The organism is Winogradskyella sp., from assembly GCF_013213835.1.
Classification (GTDB): domain Bacteria; phylum Bacteroidota; class Bacteroidia; order Flavobacteriales; family Flavobacteriaceae; genus Winogradskyella.
Window position 1 is genome coordinate 40,170 of sequence record NZ_JABSSU010000012.1, and the last position, 24,817, is coordinate 64,986.

General features: G+C 32.8%; 30 protein-coding genes and 1 tRNA gene. 26 read left to right on the forward strand and 5 right to left on the reverse strand.

The window, feature by feature from the left end; all coding sequences use genetic code 11:
- Positions 1-53: 53 nt before the first annotated feature.
- The 18 genes from HRU50_RS14795 to HRU50_RS14880 all read left to right on the forward strand — a co-directional run bounded on the left by HRU50_RS14795 (position 54) and on the right by HRU50_RS14880 (position 13,881).
- The gene (locus tag HRU50_RS14795; RefSeq protein WP_296351885.1) at positions 54-710 is read left to right on the forward strand and encodes a TetR family transcriptional regulator C-terminal domain-containing protein; all 657 of its coding nucleotides are present in this window, start codon (positions 54-56) and stop codon (positions 708-710) included.
- Positions 710-2,020: an AarF/UbiB family protein gene (locus tag HRU50_RS14800; protein ID WP_296351887.1), complete on the forward strand. Its 1,311-nt coding sequence runs from the start codon at positions 710-712 to the stop codon at positions 2,018-2,020. The genes HRU50_RS14795 and HRU50_RS14800 overlap by 1 nt, the downstream gene beginning before the upstream one ends.
- Positions 2,021-2,659: a flavin reductase gene (locus HRU50_RS14805; RefSeq protein WP_296351889.1), complete on the forward strand. Its 639-nt coding sequence runs from the start codon at positions 2,021-2,023 to the stop codon at positions 2,657-2,659.
- Entirely contained in the window at positions 2,659-4,080 is a 1,422-nt protein-coding gene (locus HRU50_RS14810) for an SDR family oxidoreductase (RefSeq protein ID WP_296351891.1), read from the forward strand. The genes HRU50_RS14805 and HRU50_RS14810 overlap by 1 nt, the downstream gene beginning before the upstream one ends.
- On the forward strand, positions 4,077-4,223 hold the full coding sequence (locus HRU50_RS14815; protein WP_296351893.1) for a DUF2256 domain-containing protein: 147 nt from the start codon (positions 4,077-4,079) through the stop codon (positions 4,221-4,223). Before HRU50_RS14810 ends, HRU50_RS14815 begins: the two co-directional genes overlap by 4 nt.
- A complete protein-coding gene (locus tag HRU50_RS14820; RefSeq protein ID WP_296351895.1) occupies positions 4,196-5,500 on the forward strand; it encodes a DASH family cryptochrome in 1,305 nt (434 codons plus the stop codon). Before HRU50_RS14815 ends, HRU50_RS14820 begins: the two co-directional genes overlap by 28 nt.
- A complete protein-coding gene (locus tag HRU50_RS14825; protein WP_366927383.1) occupies positions 5,501-7,000 on the forward strand; it encodes a cryptochrome/photolyase family protein in 1,500 nt (499 codons plus the stop codon).
- A complete protein-coding gene (locus tag HRU50_RS14830; protein ID WP_296351897.1) occupies positions 6,973-8,466 on the forward strand; it encodes a cryptochrome/deoxyribodipyrimidine photo-lyase family protein in 1,494 nt (497 codons plus the stop codon). The genes HRU50_RS14825 and HRU50_RS14830 overlap by 28 nt, the downstream gene beginning before the upstream one ends.
- Before the next feature lie 96 nt (positions 8,467-8,562).
- Positions 8,563-8,994: a hypothetical protein gene (locus tag HRU50_RS14835; protein ID WP_296351899.1), complete on the forward strand. Its 432-nt coding sequence runs from the start codon at positions 8,563-8,565 to the stop codon at positions 8,992-8,994.
- Complete coding sequence (locus HRU50_RS14840) at positions 8,991-9,263, forward strand: TIGR03643 family protein (RefSeq protein ID WP_296351900.1); 273 nt, start codon at positions 8,991-8,993, stop codon at positions 9,261-9,263. Before HRU50_RS14835 ends, HRU50_RS14840 begins: the two co-directional genes overlap by 4 nt.
- Before the next feature lie 55 nt (positions 9,264-9,318).
- Positions 9,319-10,014, forward strand: coding sequence for a GTP cyclohydrolase I FolE (gene folE / locus HRU50_RS14845; RefSeq protein ID WP_296351902.1), 696 nt, complete (start codon positions 9,319-9,321; stop codon positions 10,012-10,014).
- A gap of 3 nt (positions 10,015-10,017) precedes the next feature.
- The gene (locus tag HRU50_RS14850) at positions 10,018-10,245 is read left to right on the forward strand and encodes a hypothetical protein (RefSeq protein ID WP_296351904.1); all 228 of its coding nucleotides are present in this window, start codon (positions 10,018-10,020) and stop codon (positions 10,243-10,245) included.
- A gap of 2 nt (positions 10,246-10,247) precedes the next feature.
- Complete coding sequence (locus HRU50_RS14855) at positions 10,248-10,931, forward strand: SDR family oxidoreductase (protein WP_296351906.1); 684 nt, start codon at positions 10,248-10,250, stop codon at positions 10,929-10,931.
- Between the two features lie 5 nt (positions 10,932-10,936).
- Positions 10,937-11,476, forward strand: a complete 540-nt coding sequence (locus HRU50_RS14860) for a glutathione peroxidase (RefSeq protein WP_296351908.1) — start codon at positions 10,937-10,939, stop codon at positions 11,474-11,476.
- A 5-nt stretch (positions 11,477-11,481) separates the two neighbouring features.
- Positions 11,482-11,655 (forward strand): Lacal_2735 family protein, encoded by a 174-nt coding sequence (locus HRU50_RS14865; protein ID WP_296351910.1) that lies wholly within the window; start codon positions 11,482-11,484, stop codon positions 11,653-11,655.
- A 6-nt stretch (positions 11,656-11,661) separates the two neighbouring features.
- Complete coding sequence (locus HRU50_RS14870) at positions 11,662-12,126, forward strand: TspO/MBR family protein (RefSeq protein WP_296351912.1); 465 nt, start codon at positions 11,662-11,664, stop codon at positions 12,124-12,126.
- On the forward strand, positions 12,126-12,587 hold the full coding sequence (locus HRU50_RS14875) for an SRPBCC family protein (protein WP_296351915.1): 462 nt from the start codon (positions 12,126-12,128) through the stop codon (positions 12,585-12,587). Before HRU50_RS14870 ends, HRU50_RS14875 begins: the two co-directional genes overlap by 1 nt.
- Positions 12,574-13,881 (forward strand): deoxyribodipyrimidine photo-lyase, encoded by a 1,308-nt coding sequence (locus tag HRU50_RS14880; RefSeq protein WP_296351917.1) that lies wholly within the window; start codon positions 12,574-12,576, stop codon positions 13,879-13,881. Before HRU50_RS14875 ends, HRU50_RS14880 begins: the two co-directional genes overlap by 14 nt.
- A 56-nt stretch (positions 13,882-13,937) precedes the next feature.
- Here the strand turns inward: HRU50_RS14880 and murA are convergent, their stop codons facing one another.
- From murA to HRU50_RS14895, 3 genes are all read right to left on the reverse strand, one after another.
- Positions 13,938-15,245, reverse strand: coding sequence for a UDP-N-acetylglucosamine 1-carboxyvinyltransferase (murA, locus tag HRU50_RS14885; RefSeq protein WP_296351919.1), 1,308 nt, complete (start codon positions 15,243-15,245; stop codon positions 13,938-13,940).
- A 5-nt stretch (positions 15,246-15,250) separates the two neighbouring features.
- The gene (locus tag HRU50_RS14890; protein ID WP_296351921.1) at positions 15,251-15,892 is read right to left on the reverse strand and encodes a DUF4290 domain-containing protein; all 642 of its coding nucleotides are present in this window, start codon (positions 15,890-15,892) and stop codon (positions 15,251-15,253) included.
- 87 nt (positions 15,893-15,979) lie between these two features.
- Positions 15,980-16,273, reverse strand: a complete 294-nt coding sequence (locus HRU50_RS14895; RefSeq protein ID WP_296351923.1) for a DUF493 family protein — start codon at positions 16,271-16,273, stop codon at positions 15,980-15,982.
- A 90-nt stretch (positions 16,274-16,363) separates the two neighbouring features.
- Here HRU50_RS14895 and HRU50_RS14900 point away from each other — a divergent pair, with 90 nt between their 5' ends.
- From HRU50_RS14900 to HRU50_RS14920, 5 genes are all read left to right on the forward strand, one after another.
- The gene (locus HRU50_RS14900; protein ID WP_296351925.1) at positions 16,364-16,939 is read left to right on the forward strand and encodes an ATP-binding protein; all 576 of its coding nucleotides are present in this window, start codon (positions 16,364-16,366) and stop codon (positions 16,937-16,939) included.
- The gene (locus HRU50_RS14905) at positions 16,926-18,827 is read left to right on the forward strand and encodes an ATP-dependent DNA helicase RecQ (RefSeq protein ID WP_296351927.1); all 1,902 of its coding nucleotides are present in this window, start codon (positions 16,926-16,928) and stop codon (positions 18,825-18,827) included. The genes HRU50_RS14900 and HRU50_RS14905 overlap by 14 nt, the downstream gene beginning before the upstream one ends.
- Positions 18,817-19,776, forward strand: a complete 960-nt coding sequence (fmt, locus tag HRU50_RS14910; RefSeq protein WP_296351929.1) for a methionyl-tRNA formyltransferase — start codon at positions 18,817-18,819, stop codon at positions 19,774-19,776. Before HRU50_RS14905 ends, fmt begins: the two co-directional genes overlap by 11 nt.
- A gap of 197 nt (positions 19,777-19,973) precedes the next feature.
- Positions 19,974-20,246: an HU family DNA-binding protein gene (locus tag HRU50_RS14915; protein ID WP_296351931.1), complete on the forward strand. Its 273-nt coding sequence runs from the start codon at positions 19,974-19,976 to the stop codon at positions 20,244-20,246.
- A gap of 129 nt (positions 20,247-20,375) precedes the next feature.
- Positions 20,376-20,930 carry a YqgE/AlgH family protein gene (locus tag HRU50_RS14920; RefSeq protein ID WP_296351933.1) on the forward strand — a complete coding sequence of 185 codons (555 nt, stop codon included), beginning with the start codon at positions 20,376-20,378 and terminating at the stop codon, positions 20,928-20,930.
- Here the strand turns inward: HRU50_RS14920 and HRU50_RS14925 are convergent.
- Complete coding sequence (locus HRU50_RS14925) at positions 20,927-21,775, reverse strand: aminotransferase class IV (RefSeq protein ID WP_296351935.1); 849 nt, start codon at positions 21,773-21,775, stop codon at positions 20,927-20,929. The genes HRU50_RS14920 and HRU50_RS14925 overlap by 4 nt on opposite strands.
- Positions 21,776-21,840: 65 nt before the next feature.
- Positions 21,841-22,233 (reverse strand): START-like domain-containing protein, encoded by a 393-nt coding sequence (locus HRU50_RS14930; RefSeq protein ID WP_296351937.1) that lies wholly within the window; start codon positions 22,231-22,233, stop codon positions 21,841-21,843.
- A 130-nt stretch (positions 22,234-22,363) separates the two neighbouring features.
- Between HRU50_RS14930 and HRU50_RS14935 the strand changes: the two genes are divergently transcribed.
- From HRU50_RS14935 to HRU50_RS14945, 3 genes are all read left to right on the forward strand, one after another.
- Positions 22,364-22,437: transfer RNA gene (locus tag HRU50_RS14935), tRNA-Met, on the forward strand.
- 54 nt (positions 22,438-22,491) lie between these two features.
- Entirely contained in the window at positions 22,492-23,850 is a 1,359-nt protein-coding gene (locus HRU50_RS14940; RefSeq protein ID WP_296351938.1) for a tyrosine-type recombinase/integrase, read from the forward strand.
- Between the two features lie 5 nt (positions 23,851-23,855).
- On the forward strand, positions 23,856-24,521 hold the full coding sequence (locus HRU50_RS14945) for a hypothetical protein (RefSeq protein ID WP_296351940.1): 666 nt from the start codon (positions 23,856-23,858) through the stop codon (positions 24,519-24,521).
- Positions 24,522-24,817 lie beyond the last annotated feature (296 nt).

The window sequence follows — 24,817 nt, forward strand, 5'->3', positions numbered from 1 at the left end:
AACCATTTCTTTTTATAGTTAAACAATATTATCTTTGTTATGAATTTAGAGACATGGCAAAGAAAAAAAACACTACCCAAAACGACATTGTGAGCCTATACATGGATTATGTGCTAACCCATAACCAAAGGCCAAAGACGGTTTATGCATTCGCAAAAGAGAACAAATTTGAGGAGCAAAAATTCTATGAGTTTTTTACTTCTTTTGACGTTCTGGAGCAATCAATTTTTCAAATATTCTTCGACAATACTTTAGAACTGCTAAACAAAAGCGAAGATTATCAAAATTTTGAAGCAAAGGATAAACTTTTAAGCTTTTACTACACCTTTTTTGAAATGCTTTCTGCTAACAGAAGTTATGTTGTCTACGCGGCAGGTGAAAAACAATCTATAGTAACCTTCAATAAAATTACAGGAAAGTTGAAATCTAGTTTTAACAAGTATATCAAACACCTTAACATAGACACCTTAGATTTAAAACAAGACAAACTAGAGAAATTAAAAAATAAAGGTATTTCTGAATCTTTTTGGTTTCAGATGGTATTAATTTTTAATTTTTGGATGAAAGACACGTCTTCATCATTTGAAAAAACGGATCTTTTTATTGAAAAATCGGTAAGAGCAAGTTTTGATTTATTGGACACTACTCCACTAAATAGTCTAATCGATTTTGGAAAATTCTTGTTCAAGGAAAAAATGCACATGAAATAATGAAGACTATAGATAGCATTCCAATTACAAAAATATCTCGAGCCTCAAAATTAGTATCAACTGGTGCTAAAGTTGGTGTTAACTATTTAAAATACTACGGTGACAAAATTGTGAGCTCTAAAGAAGAAGCAAAGGAGCGCCTAAATCAAAATAATGCCGAAGATATTTATGACAGTTTAAAGAAGCTTAAAGGCAGTGCTTTAAAGGTTGCTCAAATGCTTAGTATGGAAAAAAGCATTTTGCCAAAAGCCTATGTAGAAAAGTTTTCTTTATCACAATTTTCTGTGCCACCATTATCACCACCATTAGTAATTAAAACTTTTAAAAAATATTTTGGTAAAGATCCTAACGCTTTATTTGACGCTTTCAATGCAACTTCAGTAAACGCTGCTAGTATCGGACAGGTACATATAGCAGAGAAGGATGGGAAAAAATTTGCTGTGAAAATCCAATACCCTGGAGTTGCTGAAAGTATCTCATCTGATTTAGCTCTAGTAAAGCCAGTAGCTATAAAGATGTTTAATATTAAAGGTAAAGATTCAGATAAGTATTTTAAGGAGGTTGAAGACAAATTAGTCGAGGAGACAAACTATTTGTTAGAAATAAAACAAAGTAAAGCCGTCGTAGACGCATGTAGACATATACCGAATTTAAAATTCCCAAATTATTATGACGAATATTCTTCAGAGCGTATTATAACAATGGATTATATGACAGGCGAACATCTCTCTGAATTTACAAGTCATAACACCAACCAAGAGTTATCTAATAAACTTGGTCAAGCTTTATGGGATTTTTACATGTATCAAGTACATAAACTTAAAAAAGTACATGCAGATCCTCATCCTGGAAACTTTTTAGTTTCAGAAAACGGAGAACTAATAGCATTAGATTTTGGCTGTATGAAATCTATACCAGAAGAATTCTACAAACCATACTTTGAGCTTGCTCGAAAAGAATGTATTGATGATAGTAAAATATTTACAGAAAAAATGTACGAACTAGAGATATTAAGACCAGACGATTCAGCTGAAGAGATTAGTTTCTTCTCAGCAATGTTCCATGAATTATTAAGTCTTTTTACTCAACCATTTCATAATGATACTTTTGATTTTTCAAATCCTGAGTTTTTTGACAAGGTCGCAGAAATGGGACAGAAATATTCTAAAAGCACAGAACTTCGCAACATGAATGGTAACAGAGGTTCTAAGCATTTTATCTATATCAATCGTACATTCTTTGGTTTGTATAACTTAATGTTCGACCTTAAAGCAAAAGACATTAAAATTAACAATTTCATCAATTTATAAATGGCTGAATTTACATTAGAAGATATTAGAAATATGGATTATATCTTCAGAATTAACTTAATAAATAGTTGTTCTGGATTTAAGTCTGCCAATCTTATTGGTACTAAAGACAATCTTGGTGTTACTAATGTAGCAGTGTTTAGTTCTGTGACACATTTGGGTTCTAATCCAGGACTCCTAGGTTTCTTTTTACGACCGACAACGGTAATTCGTAACACATATGACAACATTAAATCTTCTGGCAAATACACCATTAATCACATTTATGACGACATAATTGAAGATGCACATCATACTTCTGCTAAATATGACTCAGACATCTCAGAATTTGATGTTACCAATTTAGAAGCAGAATACAAAGATAATTTTTGGGCGCCGTTTGTAAAGGATTGTCCTGTACAAATAGCCATGTCTTACGTAGAGGAATATCCTATAAAAGTGAACAACACGATTTTGCTAATTGGTCAAATAGATAAAATTTATGTAAAAGATGAATTACTTCTTAAAGACGGTTTTATCGACTTAGCTAAAGGCAAAGTAGCAACAATCAATGGCCTGGACGCTTATGCTGTTCCAGAACTTAAGACAAGATTAGAATATCAACGCCCAAAAAACGTATCCACTAATAACAATGACTAATGCGAATTTTAATCACTGGTACAACTGGCTATATAGCTAAAAGATTGGCACTGCAGCTGCTAAAGGCTGATCATGAGCTTATTTGTTGTGTCCGTGACATGAATCGTATCCCTGACGAAATTGAAGAACATCCCAGATGTTCATTTATTAAAATAGACTTTTTAGAGCCACAGGAAAATAGTATTCCTAAAGATATAGATGTTGCTTATTATCTGATTCACTCAATGGCAACTCAAAGTAAAGATTTCGAAGATTTAGAAAAACAATGTGCGTCTAACTTCAAACATTTAGTCAATAAAACAAATTGTAAACAAGTCATTTATCTTAGTGGCATTGTAAACGATAACTCATTATCTAAACATTTAAAATCTCGTTTTCAAGTTGAAGAAACACTAAAATCTAATCATTATGGTTTAACGACGTTTAGAGCAGGTATTATTGTTGGAAGCGGCAGTGCTTCATTTGAAATCATAAGAGATATTGTAGAAAAATTACCAGTAATGGTAACCCCAAAATGGCTCAATACAAAAACACAACCTATTAGCATAAGAGATGTTTTGGGCTATTTATCTAATGCCATTGGCAAATCTGAATTATACAATAAATCTTTTGACATATTTGGTCCTGAAATAATGACTTATAAGCAAATGCTGTTGCAATTTGCAGAAGTACGTGGCTTAAAACGATACATTTTAACCTTGCCGGTACTAACACCGAAACTATCATCATATTGGTTGTATTTTGTAACATCTACGTCTTTTCAACTTGCACAAGCCTTGGTAGATAGCATGAAAGTCGAGGTTATAGGCCAAAAAAGTAATATTGGTGAAACTATTCCTGTAATGCCAATGACATATAAGGATGCCGTAAAACTAGCATTTCAAAGAATACAACAAAACTCAGTAATTTCAAGCTGGAAAGATGCCGTTAGTAGTGGTGTTTTTAATGATCAGTTATCTAAATATATTGAATTACCAAGGTATGGCTGCTTCAAAGATGTTAGAGCTAGAAAGGTTGAGGATGAAGCCTTTACTCTAAATCAAATTTGGAATATTGGTGGCAAAAACGGTTGGTATAGCTTTAATGGTTTATGGAAACTTAGAGGTTATGTCGATAAACTTTTTGGTGGTGTTGGTTTGCGCCGAGGTCGCACACATGACGATTATTTAGAACCTGGCGATCCACTAGATTTTTGGCGTGTATTGTTCGCGGATAAAAAAGAAAAACGTTTGTTACTCTTTGCGGAAATGAAATTACCTGGGGAGGCTTGGTTAGAATTTAAAATTATTAGAGGTAAACTATATCAATCTGCAGTTTTTAGACCAAAAGGGGTTTTAGGGAGACTGTATTGGTATATGGTTTTACCGTTTCATGCATTTGTCTTTAAAGGAATGATTAACGCATTGGTAAAACAAAAATGAGAGGTGTAAAGAAGCAACATTTACCTAGTAAAATTTGTGTGGTATGTGACAAGCCATTTTCATGGAGAAAAAAATGGGAAAAGAATTGGGAACATGTAAAATATTGTAGTGACAGATGCAGAAAACAAAAAACATCAATTTAGTCTGGTTTAGAAATGACCTTAGAATTAATGATAATAAGGTACTATCAGAAGCTTGTATAAATGCTGAGAAAGTTATTGCCCTATACTGTTTTGACCCTAGACAATTTCAAAACACAGTGTATGGATTTAAAAAAACTGAAAAGTTTAGAGCAAAGTTTTTGATAGAAACGGTTACCGACCTAAAGCATCAATTAAGTGCTTTAAATATTGAATTGCTCACCTATTTTGATCTACCAGAAACTGTAATTCCAAAAATTGTTGCTGAACAAGGAGTAACGGATATTTTTCTTCAAAAAGAATGGACACAAGAAGAGGTTGAAGTTGAAACGTTAGTAAAACTCAGATTAGAGTGTGTTAATTGGTATTCTTTTTACAACCAATTCTTATTTCATCCTGATGATATAAATTTCAATATCAGTGAAACACCGCAAGTATTTACAGTATTCAGAAAAAAGCTTGAAAAATATATTGCCATTAGAGAGGAAATAAAAATCCAAGCACTATCTGATTCAAATAAAATTGAAAACATAACTCACATTCCAAGCTTAGGTGATTTAGGTTTCGAGGTATTTACTAATCATCCTCATTCTGCATTTCCTTTTTCAGGTGGCGAAACAGCGGCTTTAAATCGACTAGAAGACTATTTTTTCAATACCAAGAAGCTTGGTGTCTACAAAAAAACTAGAAATGGATTAGTTGGTGTAGATTATAGCTCAAAATTCTCACCTTGGTTAGCTAACGGAAGTATTTCGGTCAGAACCATTTATTGGAAAGTCAAAGCATTTGAAAAAACACATTTTAAAAACCAATCCACATATTGGTTAATCTTTGAGTTAATCTGGCGCGACTATTTCAAGTACATATCCATGAAACATGGCAATCAGATATTTAAGCTAGAAGGTATTCTTAAAAAAGACTATGAATGGTCAACAAACGAAACCCAAACCAATAGATGGATAGATGGCGAAACACATTCAGATTTTGTGAATGCCAATATGCTAGAACTCAAAGAAACCGGATGGATGAGCAATAGAGGACGACAAAATGTAGCGTCATATTTTGCTAAAGAGCTAGAACTCGATTGGCGTATAGGAGCAGCGTATTTTGAAGCTTTGCTATTGGACTATGACGTGCATAGTAATTATGGTAATTGGATGTACGTTGCAGGTATTGGTAATGATCCTAGAGATCGCAAATTCAACGTGCAATTACAAGCAGAGCGTTACGACACTACAGGCAAGTTCAGAAAACTTTGGTTACAACACAGTTTATTTTAGATGATGAAGGAAGTCGCACTCATATTTCCACACCAATTATTTCAAAGTTCACCAATCCTTGAACTCGATTGTGACATATATTTGATTGAAGAATACCTATTCTTTAATCAATATAAGTTTCATAAACAAAAAATTGCCTTTCTTCGCGCGTCCATGAAAGCTTATGAAGACTTCTTGAGTTCTAAAAATCATCAGATAAATTACATAGAGGCTACTTCAGAACAAAGTGACGTAAGAACTTTAATTCCGCACTTAATTAACAACGGCTTAGAAAAACTTCACATTATTGACCCAACGGATAATTGGTTAGAAAAGCATATTAAAAATAGTACTTCTAAAGTAGATGTTATTTGGTATGATAATCCACTTTTTATAAACAGTAAAGATGAATTGAGCTCATTTTTTAAGGCTTCTAAAAAGAAATTTTTTCAAACCTCTTTTTACAAACAACAGCGTAAAGACCGAAACATTTTAATGGATAATGGTAATCCAGCTGGTGGAAAATGGACTTATGACGCTGACAATCGAAAAAAATATCCAAAAGATAAAGTTCCACCAAGCATTCAGTTTCCAGATAAAACCAAATATCATAAAGAGGCAGAAGATTATGTACAAACTCATTTTGCCAACTACTATGGTCAGCTCACAGACATTTCACTTTATCCAGTAACCCATAGCGCTGCTGAAAATTGGTTAAAGCAATTTTTGGAAATCCGTTTTCATGAATTTGGCATATATGAAGATGCCATAGTAAAAGAAGAACATTTCTTAAATCATAGCTTACTATCACCATTGATTAATGTTGGTTTATTAGATCCTTTGAATGTTATTCAAAAAGCTATTGATTATGCTCATGCTAATGATATTCCTTTAAACTCTACCGAGGGTTTTGTAAGACAGATTTTAGGTTGGCGAGAATTTATTAGAGGTGTATATGAAATAAAAGGTAAAGAGGAGCGCACTAAGAATTTCTGGCAATTTAAACGAAAAATACCTGCATCTTTTTATGATGGTAGCACCGGAATTAAACCAGTAGATGACACCATTAAAAAGGTATTAAAAACAGGCTATGCACACCATATTGAAAGGCTTATGATTCTTGGAAACTTTATGGTCTTATGTGAATTTGATCCAAATGAAGTTTACAAATGGTTTATGGAGTTATTTATAGATGCCTATGATTGGGTAATGGTACCAAACGTTTATGGAATGAGTTTATATGCAGATGGTGGTATCATGTCTACAAAACCCTATATAAGTAGCAGTAACTACATTATGAAAATGAGCAATTATTCTAAAGGGGAATGGCAACCTATTTGGGATGGCTTATTTTGGACGTTCATGGATAAACATCGCGATTTCTTTTTAAGCAATCCACGATTAGGAATGCTCATCAGAACGTTCGACAAAATGAAACAAGACACAAAAGAAACACACTTTAATAATGCCCTAAATTTTATAAAAACCTTAGAATGTCAGAAAGAGAAAGAATTAATGTAGTTTGGCTAAAAAGAGACTTAAGACTGGAAGATAATGAGGCTATTTCTAACGCTTTAGATTCTAATAGGAGAACGCTCATTATATATGTCTTTGAACATATTTTATTGAATGATGGACATTACAGCCTACGTCATTTCAATTTTATAAAAGAGTCTATCAGAGATATTAATAATACATTAAGAGCACACCATACCAAAATATTATCAGTAACCAGTGATGTTCAAGGTGCATTAAACCTAATTCAAGAATTTTATAAAATAGATACTATCTTCTCTCATGTAGAAACTGGTCTTTTAATAACATACAATAGAGATAAAGAAATTAGTAGATATTGCAGAAACAATCTCATTACTTGGAAAGAATCTAAAAATAACGGTGTAGAACGTGGATTAGTTAATAGAGATAATTGGTTTGAAAATTGGGAAAATTATATGAATACCTCACAACAACTATTTCAACCAAAACCAAACCAACTTTTAGATCTTGATGATATTAAAAAACTTGAAAAACTATTCGTTACAGCAGACCTAACAACTCCTGAAATTACGAGTTTTCAAAAAGGCGGTTCAACCACTGGCTGGAAATATGCCAACTCATTTTTCGAAAATAGACATCAAGAGTACATGTTTAATATCTCTAAGCCAGAAGCGTCAAGAACAAGCTGCAGCAGAATTTCGCCTTATATAGCATGGGGAAATTTATCAATAAGGCAGGTTTTTCAAAAAGCAAAAACTTTAAGAGAACAATCCACAGATAGAAGACATATCGGTGCTTTTATATCTAGACTAAGATGGCAGGCTCATTTCATACAAAAGTTTGAAATGGAGCATACAATGGAAAATGCAAGTGTAAACAAAGGCTTTCATAAGTTAAAGAAAAGTATTTCAGAAGAATATATAAAGGCCTGGAAAGAAGGGCAAACTGGTTTTCCTTTGGTAGATGCTAGTATGAGATGTCTATTAGAAACTGGATATGTAAATTTTAGAATGCGGGCTATGTTGGCTTCCTTTTTCACGCACATCTTGTGGCAACCTTGGCAGGCAGCAACAACACATTTGTCACAACAGTTTTTAGACTTTGAGCCAGGCATCCATTTTCCGCAATTACAAATGCAAGCAGGTGAAACAGGTATAAATAATCTTCGCATTTATAATCCAACTATTAATAGTCTTAAACATGATCCTGAAGCCACTTTTATTAGAAAATGGGTTCCAGAATTAGCCGAATTAGATACACCTTTTGTTCACGAGCCCTATTTAATGACTGAAATGGAGCAACAAATGAATAACTTCATATTGGGCGAAACATATCCGAAACCTATTGTGGATATTAAAAAGAACCGCAAACACGCAACTGATATTCTTTGGAGATTACAAAAAGATCCTGAAGTTGTTAAAGAAAGTAACCGTATTTTAAAACGACATACCTTAAGAGATAGGCAAAGAATGCTCGATAATAATGCTTAACATAGGGTAATAAATTTTTTACAATTTTTGTTATGTTAAAGTTTTGTTTAACTTAATACTTTATTAGTTAAACAAATTGTATCTTTACCTAAGAAAATGATATTAGACACAACACATAACAACCCTGAGCACAAACAAATCATAAACGATTTGATTGGACATCCTTTCAGTTTTACCCAAAAACTAAAAATGAAGGGCATAGGTTCTAAACGTATGATTGTTGATGAAGTCAGTCCTAATATGCAAAACATGATGAATAAGGTATCTGATATCAATTACGCTAATGTAGAATTAAGACCACGTGGGATTCTTGTTTTAATTAATCAAGGATTAAGAAATTTCACATGGATTATACCTTATCATTATTTAGTTATTTACAAAACGAATGGCGCAAGCTTGCACGCTCAAGGAAAATTTATTCACTTTAGGAATAACAAAACGTTCAAAGAGAATAAGAAGTTTTTTGACAAGTTGTTAAATGAAAAAGTGAAGTATGACATGCAGTTTACAATGCCTGCAGAAATATGAAGCTAGAAATAGAACAAATAGATAGAGTGATTGAAATGGCATGGGAAGATAGAACCCCATTTGAAGCAATAACATTTCAGTTTGGTTTAAAAGAACAAGAAGTGATAGCTCTAATGAGACGAGAAATGAAACCTAGTAGTTTCAGAATGTGGAGAGAACGTGTACAAGGAAGAGCAACAAAACATGGAAAAAAAAGAACATTTGAAAAGGGCAGATTTAAATGCACTCGTCAAAAATCTATAACAAACAATAAAATAACAAAACGTTAATCAGTGCTTTGATTTAAGCTTGGAACACTTAAAGACAGCACATTAAAAAGATGCTATGAATACAGAAACAATTTCCAAAGAAAAAGAAAATAAGTTAAACGGTTTTAATATAGAAGAAATAGGTGATGACCACTTATTCACGTCTCTTGAAACACCTATGAAACCAACGGCATTTGATATGCCTGACGAAGAGAAAAAGGAAAGAATTTCAATTCTTTTTTCTGAAATTATGGATGTACTTGGTTTAGATCTTACGGATGATTCCTTAAAAGGAACACCAGATCGTGTAGCCAAAATGTATATAGAAGAGATATTTTCTGGATTAAATCCGGCTAATAAACCGAAGGTTGCGTTGTTTGATAATAAATATCAATACAATCAGATGTTGGTTGAAAAGAATATCAGTTTTTACTCTAACTGTGAACACCATTTTGTACCAATTATTGGTAAGGCACATATTGCGTATAAATCTTCGGGTAAAGTGATTGGATTATCTAAATTAAATAGAATAGTGCAATACTACGCTAAAAGACCACAAGTACAAGAGCGACTTACCAATCAAATAGCTAATGAGCTTAAGACTGTTTTAGAAACAGAAGATGTTGCAGTGATTATTGATGCTAAGCACCTATGTGTGTCTTCAAGAGGAATAAAAGACGATACATCAGCAACGGTAACAACGTATTACGGTGGAGAATTTAATACACCAGAGAAAATTTTAGAATTACATAATTATATTAATAATCAATAAGCCATGGATATTTTACAAAGAGCCGACGAGTTTGAAAATAGAAAATTTTCATTTAAAACTACTAGTGATAGAATCCTAGCGGCAAGAGAAGCAAAAGAAATAATATTAGGTGTTAACGAAATCTATAAAAAAGAAAAAGATTCTAAACTTATGGATTTGATGAAACGATTGACTGTCATAAAACAGAAAATCGAAAAGCGCCTTAAAGGTCGTCCTTTAACGGCAGCTTAAAGATGGATACAGTAATTGTAGTTGGAGGTAGTAAAGGTATTGGTAACGCAATCGTTCAATCACTTTTACCTAACCATAACGTTATAAATATCAGCAGAACTGCACCTGAGTTAACTCATGAAAGATTAACACACTATAATTGTGATGTGCTTAGTGATGAGTTACCTCAGGCGGATTCTGTAAAAGCCCTTGTCTATTGTCCAGGAAGTATTAACTTAAAACCTATCAATAGACTAAGCACAGATGATTTTAGGAATGATTTTGAGATTAATGTGGTTGGTGCAGTAAAATCTATTCAACATTATTTACCGGCTCTTAAAAAAGCGAACAACCCATCGATACTTTTATTTAGTACTGTGGCTTCAAAACTAGGAATGCCTTTCCATGCTAGCGTTGCAGCATCAAAGTCTGCGATTGAAGGTTTAACAAAATCGTTAGGAGCAGAATTAGCACCAACAATTAGAGTAAATGCAATTGCACCTACAGTAACTGACACAGGTTTAGCGGCTAAATTATTGAGAAACGAGAAGATGGTTGAAAACATGAAACAACGCCATCCGCTAAAAAAATATTTAGATCCACAAGAAGTCTCAGAAATGGCGAGCTTTTTAATATCTAATAAAGCAGCCTCGATGTCTGGTCAAGTTTTTGAAATGGATTGCGGAATTGTAAGCTTTAAAATCTAAATAACATGAACCCTATAAAAGCAATAGTAAAATCCTTTAGTGATTCTGAAGAAAAACTTTTAGAGACCATAAATAGTTCGCTTTATGACGTTGAAATTAATAGTCTGCAAGGCCAACCAATAAATTTGTCAGAGTTTGAAGGTAAATATATTCTTTTTGTAAATGTAGCTTCTAAATGTGGATTTACATCACAATACAAAGATCTTCAAAAACTGTATGAAAACTATATGGATAAATTGGTAGTGATTGGTGTTCCTTGTAACCAGTTTGGTAATCAAGAACCAGGGACATCACACGAGATTACGCAATTTTGTGAACTCAATTATGGTGTGACCTTTTTAATGACAGAAAAAATAGACGTTAAAGGTTCTAATCAGCATCCTTTATACAAATGGTTAACTACTAGAGCTTTAAACGGAAAAGCAAATTCTTCTGTTAAATGGAATTTTCAAAAGTACCTAATTAATAAAAATGGACAGCTTATTGATCACTTCTATTCAATAACAAGACCTAGTAGTTCTAGAATTACAAACTTTATAAAGTAATCATCATGTTTGGACTTTTTAAAAAAACAGATAACATAGAAAAACTTCAAAAAAAGTATGAAAAGCTAATGTCTGATTGGCATAAACTTTCAACTACTAATAGAGCCGAGAGCGATAAAAAATATGCTGAGGCAGAAGAGGTTTTAAAACAAATCGAAGCCTTAAAAGCTAACAAATAATTCGATTTGAAGAGAATAGGTTATATCATACTTTTTCTTGCTCTTAACTTCGGTGGCCTTGCTTTAGGTACGTTATTTATGGGTAATGAAGTTACAGGTGAATGGTATACTGCATTAAATAAAGCGCCATGGACTCCACCTGGATGGGTTTTTGGGTTTGCATGGACAACGATAATGATTTGCTTTTCTATCTATTTGGCGTTTCTTTTTGAAATAAGAAAATCGACTTATGTTACCATCATATATGGAATAGCCCTAATTTTAAATGTGAGTTGGAATCTCGTTTTTTTCAATCAACACCTAGTGACACTTGGTTTAATAAATCTTGTGGCTCTTCTTCTGGTTATAGTATATTTCTTCATAAGTTTTGGTGATGATAAGCTAAGTAAGGCTAGATATTTACTTATGCCTTACATATTGTGGCTTTGCATTGCAGTATCATTGAATTTATATATTGTTACAAATAACTAATGAAAATATATACATTACATAAAAAACAAAACTTACCAATAAATGTTGACGAAGCTTGGAAGTTTTTATCAAGTCCTAAAAACCTAAAGACTATTACACCAGATTCTATGGGATTTAATATTCTATCTGGTGCTGATCGACCGATGTATCCAGGACAAATTATCCAATATATTGTAACACCAGTCCTTGGTATTAAAACAAAATGGGTTACTGAAATTACTCACGTTAAAGACAAAAAATACTTCGTTGATGAACAACGATTTGGACCATATGCATTGTGGCATCACAAGCACTTTATAAATGAAATTGATGGCGGTGTTGAAATGGAAGATATTATTGATTATAAAGTACCTTTTGGCCTATTAGGTCAATTAGTTCACCCAATTATTGTAAAACCTAAATTAGAGGAAATTTTTAATTATAGAACGAAAAAATTAGAAGAGCTTTTTGGAAAATACTAAGTTAAATATATTTTGGTTTCGCAGAGATTTACGTCTAAATGATAATGTGGGATTGTATCACGCTTTAATGGATAAAAATCCTGTTCTTCCGGTTTTTATTTTTGATTCTGACATTCTAGATAAATTGCCAAAGAATGATGCTAGAGTCAACTTTCTGCATGAGACAATTTCTGATATCAACCAAAGCTTGAAGGTTAACTGCAATAGCAGCTTAGGCATTTATCATGGTAAACCAGAACACGTTTTTAAGCAGCTAACATCTAGTTACAATATAGACAAGGTATACACAAATCATGATTATGAACCCTACGCAACGCAACGTGACGGTGAGATTGAAGCATTATTAAATGAGCAAAACATATCATTTATCACCTATAAAGATCAAGTGATTTTTGAAAAGGATGATGTTGTTAAAAAAGATGGTAACCCATATGTGGTTTATACACCTTATATGCGTTCTTGGAAAGCTAAATTTGAAACCATAGACTTCAAAAGTTATAAATCTGAAGATTTTTTAGAAGGTTTTATACAAGATACGACATTACCTTATTTAACTTTAGCTGACATCGGATTTGAAACTTCAACTCAGAAAGTGTTGCCATATATTGTTTCGCCAAAATTAATTCAAGAATACGAAGACACTAGAAATTTTCCAGCAAAGGATGCCACATCAAGGTTAGGTCCTCACTTACGTTTCGGAACTGTCAGCGTAAGAGAAATGATGAAAAAGGCCATAGCGGAAAAGAACGAAATTTTTTGGCAAGAGCTCATTTGGCGAGAATTTTTTATGCAAATTCTATGGCATTTTCCGTTCACCAAAGACAGGTCATTTAAGTCTAAATACGATCGCATTGAATGGCGCAATAATGAGGAAGAATTCAAGTTATGGTGCGATGGTAAAACAGGTTATCCTCTTGTTGATGCAGGAATGAGACAACTTAATGAAACCGGTTTTATGCATAATAGAATACGAATGCTAGTAGGCAGCTTTCTATGCAAACACCTTTTAATTGATTGGCGTTGGGGCGAAGCATATTTCGCAGAAAAATTGCATGACTATGAGATGGCGAGTAATGTTGGTAATTGGCAATGGGTTGCTGGCTCTGGTGTAGACGCAGCGCCATACTTCAGAATATTTAACCCCACAAGTCAAATCCAAAAGTTTGACAAAGATTTAGCCTATATTAAAAAATGGGCGCCCGATTTTCAAGAATTGACATATCCTCAACCCATGGTAGATCACAAGTTTGCAAGGGAACGCTGTTTAGCAACCTATAAGGCAGCAGTGAGTTAAAATAAAAAAGCTTCAAGTTTAAACTTGAAGCTTTTCTTCCATATAAATATGGAAAATTAAATCCTTTCAATTTTTGCACCTATTGCCTTTAAACGTGCATCTATATTTTCGTAACCACGATCAATCTGCTCAATATTATGAATGGTTGAAGTCCCTTTTGCTGAAAGTGCTGCTATCAATAGTGAAATACCAGCTCTAATATCTGGTGAAGTCATGGTTGTAGCCTTTAATTGCGACTTAAAATCATGTCCGATTACTGTAGCTCTATGAGGGTCACAAAGTATGATTTTCGCACCCATATCAATTAATTTATCCACAAAGAATAGACGACTTTCAAACATCTTTTGATGTATTAAAACCTCACCTCTAGCCTGAGTTGCAATAACTAATACAATACTCAATAAATCTGGTGTAAATCCAGGCCATGGTGCATCAGCGATAGTCAATATAGAACCATCAATATAATTTTGTATTTGGTAACCATCTTTGTGCGCTGGTATATGAATATCATCACCTTGTTGTTCAACAGTAATTCCTAATTTTCTAAAAACATTAGGAATTTGTCCTAAATCATCCCAACTTACATCAGTAATAGTGAGTTCACTCTTTGTCATAGCAGCAAGACCTATCCAGCTACCTATTTCAATCATATCAGGTAACATTTTATGTTCTGTACCTCCTAACTCCTCTACTCCATCAATGATTAGCATATTAGAACCAATACCAGAAATTTTTGCGCCCATTCTATTCAACATCTTACAAAGCTGTTGTAAATATGGTTCGCAAGCTGCGTTATAAATGGTAGTTCTTCCTTCTGCTAAAACAGCCGCCATCACAATATTAGCAGTACCAGTAACAGAAGCTTCATCTAGTAGCATATAGGCACCTTTTAGTTTCTCTGCCTCTACTCCATAAAAATATTCTTCTCGGTTGTATCTAAAATTGGCACCTAAACGGATGAATCCTTCAAAATGGGTATCTAAACGTCTACGTCCAATTTTATCTCCGCCTGGCTTAGGAATATAACCTTTGCCAAAACGCGCCAACAATGGCCCAACAATCATTATAGAACCTCTTAAACCTCTACCTTCAACCTTAAACGTATCAGATTCTAAATATTTAATATCAACGTTTTCTGCCTTAAAAGAATACTTGTTGGGTCCGAGTTTTTCAACCTCTACACCCAAATTAGCTAAAAGTGTAATTAGCTTATTTACATCTACAATATCCGGAACGTTATCAATGATTACAGTTTCTGAAGTTAATAAGACAGCACATAGAATTTGTAGCGCTTCGTTTTTTGCTCCTTGAGGCTTGATGGAACCCTTCAGTTGGTGTCCACCTTCAATTTTAAATGTTCCCATTCGTTTTAATAACGTTTTCTATTGTTGGAATATTTCTTTTTAGATTTCTTTTGATTGCTTTTTCCGTATTTAGATTTAGCACGCATTAGACTTGAAGCATCAGTTAAATCTTCATCACTGTCTTTTAAATTAAGTTGTCCTTCGGAAAGTTCGTATAAATGATCAAAAATAACAGCGTCTTCCACCGTATCTTTATTCCAGTTAAGGAAGCATTTTTTCATATGATTTGCAATAGTGTAGACTAATGCTTCTTTCAACTCACCATCTTCCCAACTGACAGCGACATCTATCATAGTCTTTATGTTATTGCCATAAAAACGGTATTTCGGATGGTTTTGTGGGTATCTTAAAGGCTCAGGTCTAGACTTTAGTTCTTCTTCAGAAGGTGTTGGATATGGTGAATCCGCATCTAATTCAAAATTAGACATTATAAATAGCTGATCCCATAACTTATGCTGAAAGTCTGGCACATCTCTTAAATGTGGCTGTAAATTACCCATTACAGATATGATAGCCTTAGCAACTTTATTTCTTTCTTCTTTGGTTTCGCGCGTTTTTGCATAATTAATCATCTTTTGCAGATGACGTCCGTATTCTGGAATAATTAAATGCTCGCGCTCCGTGTTGTATTCTAAATCGTCAATCAAAATAAAATGTGTAGTAAATTTATAGAAACCTGCAGTCTCTAGGTTTCTGTTGCAAAGTACAAAAAATAAAGAACGGTAAAAGAAATTTTAAAGAGAAATTACTCCTTCTACATTTTCTGCAACCTCCTTATACTTTGCTATAACAGCTTCAGGATTTTTCAATCGTACATTAATGGAAACACTTGTATATTTCCCATTTTTAGAAGGAATAGTATTTATAACGGCTCCCATACCATTAAATAAATCTTGAACGTCTTTTATACCAGTACCTTCAGTCAGTACAATAAACTTATATAAATACTCAGATGGCCAACTCGTGGTTTCGTATAGTTGTGTTCTTAATTTTTTGTAAAACTCTTCAGATTTTTGTGAACTATTCATATCAGAAATTTTCAGTTGCAAAGATACATTTAACTTTACATTTTTCAGTTTAATTTTTTATAACGAATTTTACAATTAAAACATTGTCACTTGAATCCTAAAAGAATTGTTATAACTGGAGGTCCAGCAACAGGAAAAACATCAATTATTGATCGCCTCAAAGAACTTGATTTTGTGTGCTATGAAGAAGTAATTAGAAAACTTACTACAGAAGCGCAAGAGTCTGGAGATATTACAGAGGAACACTCAAACCCTATTGCCTTAGTTGATGATTCAGTATTATTCAATACTAAATTATTACAACTTCGACTAGACGACTTTAAAGATTCCGTATCTTTAAATAAGGATGTTGTTTTTTTTGACAGAGGCATGCCAGACGTTTTAGCCTACATGGATTTTTTCAATCAAGATATTACCGAGAATTTTATTGAAACTTGTGAGCTCTACAAATATGATTGTGTTTTTATTTTGCCACCATGGGAAGCAATTTATCAAAGAGATGGTGAACGCTTTGAAACTTTTGAGCAAGCTTCTGACTTATATTTTCATCTTAACAATACTTACCGTAAGTTTGGTTACCATACAGTTGAGGTTCCTTTTGGCAGTGTAATAGAACGTACAGACTTCATTTTGGGTTATTTAAACAAGTTATATGCATCCTATTGAAGTCTTAGAGCGCTATTGGAATTATACATCGTTTAGACCTTTTCAAGAAGAAATTATTAATTCGGTTTTAGACAATGATGATACTTTCGCCTTATTACCAACTGGTGGAGGAAAATCGATTTGCTTTCAGATACCAGCATTAATTAAGGATGGTATTTGTATTGTCATATCGCCATTAATTGCATTAATGAAGGACCAAGTTCAAACCTTAAAACGAAAAGGTATTAAGGCGATTGCACTGACCTCTGGAATGTCTAAAAGTGATTTAGATACGCAATTAGACAATTGCATTTACGGCAACTATAAATTTTTATATCTATCACCAGAGCGTTTACAACAACCTATAGTTAAAGAGCGCATACAAGCAATGAAGGTCAACCTTATTGCTGTAGATGAAGCACATTGTATTAGCCAATGGGGAAATGACTTTAGACCAGCCTATAAAAATATTTCTGAACTTAGAGCCATTCATCCACATGTTAACTGTATTGCTTTAACGGCCACTGCAAAGCACGACATTGTTAAAGATATTATTCAAAATCTTGATTTTGTTTCACCAAAAATTTATAAAGCATCGTTTACGAGGTCAAACATTTCATATCAAGTCTTACAAACTGAGGACAAAAAGTACCATCTTGAAACTGTGTTGACTAGGTTTGAAGGAGCTTCTATTATTTACGTTAGAAACAGACGTTCTACAATAGAAATTAATAATTATCTAAATTCAAAAAACTTTTCGTCTACCTTTTACCATGGTGGTATAACTCATAAAGAAAAACAAGAACGTTTACAGCAATGGCTTACCGGAGAAAAACAAATAATGGTTGCAACCACTGCTTTTGGTATGGGAATAGATAAACCTAATGTAAGGACAGTCATTCATTATAATTTACCTGAAAGTATTGAAAGTTATTACCAAGAAGCTGGTCGTGCTGGTAGAGACGGTGGATTAGCGCATGCCATTATATTGAATGAGAATATCGATGAAACCCATTTACGCAAGCAGTTTTTAAGTACATTACCTTCAACAGATTATGTGAAAAAGGTGTATAAACAACTCTGTAATTATTTTCAAATTGCCTATGGCGAAGGTGCTCAAAGTAATTATCAATTTGATTTTAAGTCGTTCTGCAATATTTACGAGCTACATCCTAGTTTAACATATAATAGTCTCTTGTTGCTGGACCGGAATTCTGTTATTGCGCTTAATCAGCAGTTTAATTTTAGAACTAAAATTCAGTTTTTAACGAGTAATACGCAACTGTTTCAATACTTAGAAAGTCATTTAGACTTAAACACTTTGGTTAAAGTGCTCTTGCGAACCTATGGTGGTATTTTTGATTATGAAACCAAGGTTAATCTCAATTTAGTGATTAAAAAAACGGAGATTCCTGAGAAACAAGTCATTGGTCAACTTAGACGATTAGAAACAGATGGTATCATAAACCTTCAAATCGCTAATACAGATTCTGAAATTACCTTTTTAAAACCACGTGAAGATGACGTCACAATAAATCCGATTGTAAAAACAATTAGGCAACAACATCAGTTAAAGCACAATCAGGTTGAAGCTGTTATTTCATACATTAAAAATGACAAGGTTTGCAAAAACATTCAATTACTAAAATATTTTGGAGAACATAGTCAAACACCTTGTGGTAAATGTTCCGTATGTATTGAAAACAAACCTTCTGAAAATCATACTTCAGGTGCAGATTTAACTACCCAAATTGTAACATTATTACAGTCTAGAGACTTATCTTCGCGTCAGCTTTTGAAAACATTGCAGTGCGATGAAAAAAATCTCATAAGCAGTCTTAAACAACTTGTTGAGATTAATAAAATTAAACTCACAAATAAAAATACATTTACCCTTTATGACAGATAAACGCGATTTAAGAATTGTTTTTATGGGCACACCAGATTTTGCTGTTGCCACATTAAAAGCACTTTTAGATAATAAATATAATGTTGTGGGTGTAATAACAGCACCAGATCGTAAAGCTGGTCGCGGACAAAAACTAAGAACTTCGGCAGTAAAAGAATTTGCTTTAAAGCACAATCTTAAGGTATTACAACCAACCAATCTAAAAGCTGAAAGTTTTATTGAAGAACTAAAAGCCCTAAATGCTAATCTACAAATTATAGTAGCCTTTAGAATGTTACCAAAAGTGGTGTGGGCAATGCCAGAGTATGGTACTTTTAATCTTCACGCATCGTTATTACCACAATATAGAGGTGCAGCACCAATACATTGGGCGATAATAAATGGAGAACGTACTACTGGTGTGACTACTTTTTTTATTGATGAAAAAATTGATACTGGCGCTATTATTCTTAAACAAGAAACTTCAATTGGGGAGTCAACTACAGTTGGAGAACTCCATGACACATTGATGTCTATAGGTAGTAATTTGGTTATTAAAACCGTAGAGCTTATTGCAAATGATGAAGTAAAAACAACTATTCAGCCAAAATCCGTAGATTTAAAAACAGCATATAAGCTCAATAGAGAAAATTGTAAAATAGATTGGTCAAAAGATTTAAGTACCATTTACAATAAAATTAGAGGTTTAAATCCATTCCCTGCAGCTTGGTGTTATTTAAGCAATGGTGATAAAGAACCTTTGGCTGTAAAATTATATACCGTTGAGAAAGAATTAATTAACCATGATGATAAGCCAGGAAACATTTTAGTTCATAAAGATGACCTTAAAATAGCCTGCTTTGGTGGTTATATTAAAGTCAAGGAAATTCAACTGCCAGGTAAGCGAAAAATGGATGTAAAATCTTTATTAAATGGATTTGAGTTTTCTGAGGACGCAAAAATGCTCTAAACCCTTGTTCTCATTGGTTTAGCCAATTTTCGACTAAAAACTGCACTCCTTTATTAACAAATGCTGTTACTTATTAACAAAATAGGCTATTTCCCTTGCTATTACTTGCGTAGCTTAATTTTCCTAATAATTTTGTCTAAGGATTTTTAACAAATACAGTTAGAAACCGATTTTTTAACAATTTAAATATAAATTTTATGAACAAAACAGATTTAATCAATGGTATGGCAGAGAATGCTGGTATCACTAAAGCAGCTGCTAAAAAAGCATTAGATTCTTTATTAATTGATATCGAAGGAGCTTTACAAAAAGGTAACAGAGTATCATTAGTAGGTTTTGGATCTTGGTCAGTATCTAAAAGAGCTGCAAGAGAAGGAAGAAACCCTCAAACTGGACAAACTATAAAGATTAAAGCTAAAAATGTAGTAAAGTTTAAAGCAGGTTCTGATTTAAGCAGCGCTGTAAACTAAGACATTTTTTGTAAAAAATATTGAGCCTGCTTATTAGCAGGCTTTTTTTTGCTATACAGTTATCTACGCTTTTGGTAAATTGATAAAAAAACGTTAGATTTAGTACAGTTAATTGATTTAAACCAACTTATGTCTAAACCCGAAAAAGGCAGTTTATTAATTGCAGAACCATCAATTATCGGAGACATCTCATTTAACCGCGCTGTGATTCTGCTGGCAGATCACAATGCACTAGGCTCTGTTGGTTTTATTTTAAACAAACCGTTAGACTATAACCTTAAAGATCTCGTAGAAGGTACAGAGTCTGAATTTAAAATCTATAATGGTGGCCCTGTTGAACAGGACAATCTGTACTTTATTCACAAATCACCAGAATTAATACCGAATAGTATTGAAATATCTAATGGTATATTTTGGGGTGGAGACTTTAATGTAGTTCTAGACCTCATAAACGATAATAAAATATCTGAAGAAGATATCCGATTCTTTTTAGGTTATTCTGGTTGGGCTGAACAACAACTTGACAATGAACTTAAATCAAATGCGTGGTTAGTCTCTGAAAACATATACCACAATAGTATTATATCAAAATCAAGTATTTCTTTTTGGAGAGAAAAAATGCTAGAACTTGGTGGTGAGTATAGCATTTGGTCTAATGCACCCGAAAATCCTAGTTACAACTAAATTAATCTTGCCTTTGCATTTAATTTACCGATAATACTCTTGGCAAAGGTATTAGCATAACTCTTTTTGCGGTATTTGGTGATTGGAACAATACCTTGAATAACATTAGTAATAAACAACTCATCAGCCTTTTGAAGTTCAAATGGACTGATTGACGATTCCTCCACAAAAAGATTCACATCTTTAGACAAAATCTCTAAAACCTGTTTTCTCATCACACCTTTTAGACAACCATCTTCTAAAGGTGGTGTTTTAATTTTATCGCCTTTCACCAAAAATAGATTACCATTTAAAGCTTCAATCACACTTTTATTGGTATTTAAAACCAAACAATTATCAAAATCATTTTCATGAGCATAAATACTCCCGATAACCTGTATCGCTTTATTGTTTGATTTAAGACCAGACAATAAACCAGGAGCCACAAAATAGTCTTTATATAAGTCTACAGTATAGGATGTATCGTCGATTGTATAAAACGGGTTATCATGTCTTTCAACAACAATATTAAAACTTACGTCTGAATTTTCACTTGGTAAATACTTTCCGCCTTCACCTCTATCAATATTCAATCTAACTCTTGCAGAACTACTCATTAAATCGTTAGCCTCAATCGTTTTTAAAATTTCTGATTCTAAATACTCCATGGTAAAGTTCATCGGAATATCCATTCTAAGGATACGCATTGATGCCATAAGTCTGAAGTAATGATCTTCCCAGAAAAAGATTTTACCATTAACCATTTTTAATGTTTCAAAAAGCGCGTCACCATACTTATAGCCCCTATTTTCGATTGTCAATTTAGAGTCTACTTTTTCCTCAAGCTGTCCATTAAAATTTACCATAAAAAAGTCCCGATTTAGTTGTATTTAAATCGAGACAAATATATAATAGTATAGTTAGTTAAGCGTTAACGAGAACCTAAAACTTGCTTTAAACTTGAGATTTGATTATCCCATAGCATCTTAGCTTCTTCTACCTCATCATCCTCTGCAAAATCTGTGATCATTAAAGATACATCTTTTGTAATTTCATCGACTTGTATTCTTATTTCAAAAAAATAGCTTGCGCCATCTTCTTCATCTGCAACCCATCTGTATTTTACACGTTCACCACTCTTTTTACTTAGTAGTTTAGCTTGTTCTTCTGAACCGTCCCAAATAAAGGTAAATAATTCACCTCTAGAGTTAACATTGTCGGCAAACCACTCTGATAAACCAGAAGGTGTTGATATGTATTGATATATTAGTGAAGGTGATGCTTGTATCACAAACTCCATTTCAAATTTTTCTTTGTCTTCCATCAGTAGCGATATTAGTGGCTCAATATATACAATATTGATACAATACAAAACTTTACAACAAATTAATTTTTTTTTGGAAAGTTATGTTTGTTGAAGTTGAATTTGTTTTTATATTTGCACCCGCAATAATGGCGAGGTAGCTCAGTTGGTTAGAGCGTCGGATTCATAACCCGGAGGTCTCGAGTTCAAATCTCGATCTCGCTACAAAACTTAAATATATTTAAATCAACGGTTTAGTTCACTCTAAACCGTTTTTTTATGCAAAATATCCAACAATTAGTTATCTTAGAACACATTAACGAACATAACTTCGAACATAGATTGCGACAGAACAATAAATTTACAACACCCAAAATAAATGATTTTAATGGGGACCTAAAAAAACGATGGTATGTATATTTCTATTATCGTAATCCTGCTACTGGTAGAATGCAAAGAATGAATAATATCTATGGTGGCGTCAATAGATTAAAAACCAAATCTGCTAGGTATGCTCTTCTTAAATTATACATGTCTCGACTCGAACATTTTCTAAATCTTGGTTATGATCCTTTCGGTAATAATGATGAACTTCACAGTAAATATCTTAAGAAGGAAAAAGAAGAAATCAAAACAAATACAACTGTTAGTTCCGGTCAATCAAATTCTGAATCTATAAATATAGGAGCTTTACAACCTAATTCAGAGGATAAAAGAGAAGCTCAGTCAATTTCTATTGAAAAAGCTTTTAAAAAAGCGATAGAACTGAAACAAAATGTTGTTGGTAAAAAAACACTCGAGGATTATAATGCCAGATTGAATTCGCTGCAGCGATGGTTCAAAAAGGAATATAAATCCATAGTGTATATCCATGAGATTCAAAAGAGTCATATTGTCAAATACCTTAATCAGGTCCTGCTAAATTCATCTGCAAGAAATAGAAATAACTATAGAACTGTATTCAGCTCAATTTTTCAATTATTAGAGGATAATGATATTATTGAAAGAAATTTTATCAAATCCATAAAACAAATAAAGTCAAAACCTAAAAGACACAAGACCTATTCTGATAAAGAGCAGGAACGGATCTTCCAACACCTCGAAGAAAATGACCCCATTCTATTACTCTTTATTAAATTCATATCATATAACTTTCTCAGACCTGTTGAGGTCTGCCGTCTTAAGGTGAAAGATATAAACCTTGAAGAACAAACTTTACAGTATACTTCTAAAACCAAAAATTTAGCAATTAAATTAATCCCTGATATTTTATTTAATCAATTACCTGATCTTTCATTACTTGACCCCAATGACTTTTTATTCACACCAAAGAAAATTGGTGGTAAATGGAATGCCTCAGAAATCAACCGAAGAACAAATTTTAGTAAGCGATTTAAAAAAGTAAAAGAAGAACTAGGCTTCTCTGAAGATCATACCTTATATAGTTTCAGACATACCTTTATAACGAGACTCTATAAATCAATAAAAGAAACAAAATCTCCATTTGAGGCTAAAAGTATGCTAATGCAAATCACTGGACATGAAACTATGGAAGCTCTTGTGAAATATTTACGGGATATTAATGCCGAATTACCAAATGATTATTCAGATTATTTTAAACTATCTCAAAATAAATAATACTCTTGGACCAACTTTTAAATCAACTATATAATCCTGGTGTATTTTGCATACCTCAGGACATACTGGATAAAAATACCTCTGAAGACCTCTCTGTTTTCAATAAAGTTGGCCTAACTGATCATTTATTTGTTTTAAAAGGTAAAGATAGTTTCTTGTTAAAAGATGGTTTTGATATTATGTTTTTACTTGAAAAACATAATACTTTGAATGCGTCAGTTTATAAGATTCTTAATATGCGAAAGACTAATGATGAAGACGCTTTTCTTTTTTTCTTGAACAATTATTATAATGCTTTACAGATATGGACAAATTTTTCAGAAATTACTAAAAAAGAAGCCAAAACTTCTGCTAAAAATTATACACCTGAAATTCAATATCTACTTGACTTTCAATTTCAAGCCTTTACACACCATAAAATTGAATTAGATCATTACTTTAATAATCCCATCAATAGCTCTTACAAAAAGACAAAAGAACAGTATCAATTCTCCAGTAATAAAGTTGAAGAGGTAATTACTAAAAACCACCTCGTTCAACCAAATACAAATATTCATCTGAGTAATAAAAAGACTAAGACTGAAAACACCCTATTGCCAAGTATAAAAGATATAGATAATTATATCCTACAAACTGTTTTTAAAATACATAATGAAAACATCGATTTCTAGACCTATTTAAATTAGGCTGAATTGTTAACAACTCTGTTAATAAGATGTTTAAAAGTCTCAGATTAGGCGGTTTTTTAATTTAATTTTCAATTGAATAATTAAAAGCACGTGTTCATCTATCTACTATTGACGTATCACAATCCCTTAAAAAACCTCTAATTAATAATCCCTCAAAAAAATGAAAAATTACAATGGTAAAATTGAAGAATTAGAAAAAAATCTAATTAAAAATTTATTAAACAACAACTTGAGCGATCTTGATCATTTGCTGAGTAGTGACTTTAAATTGATTCTGC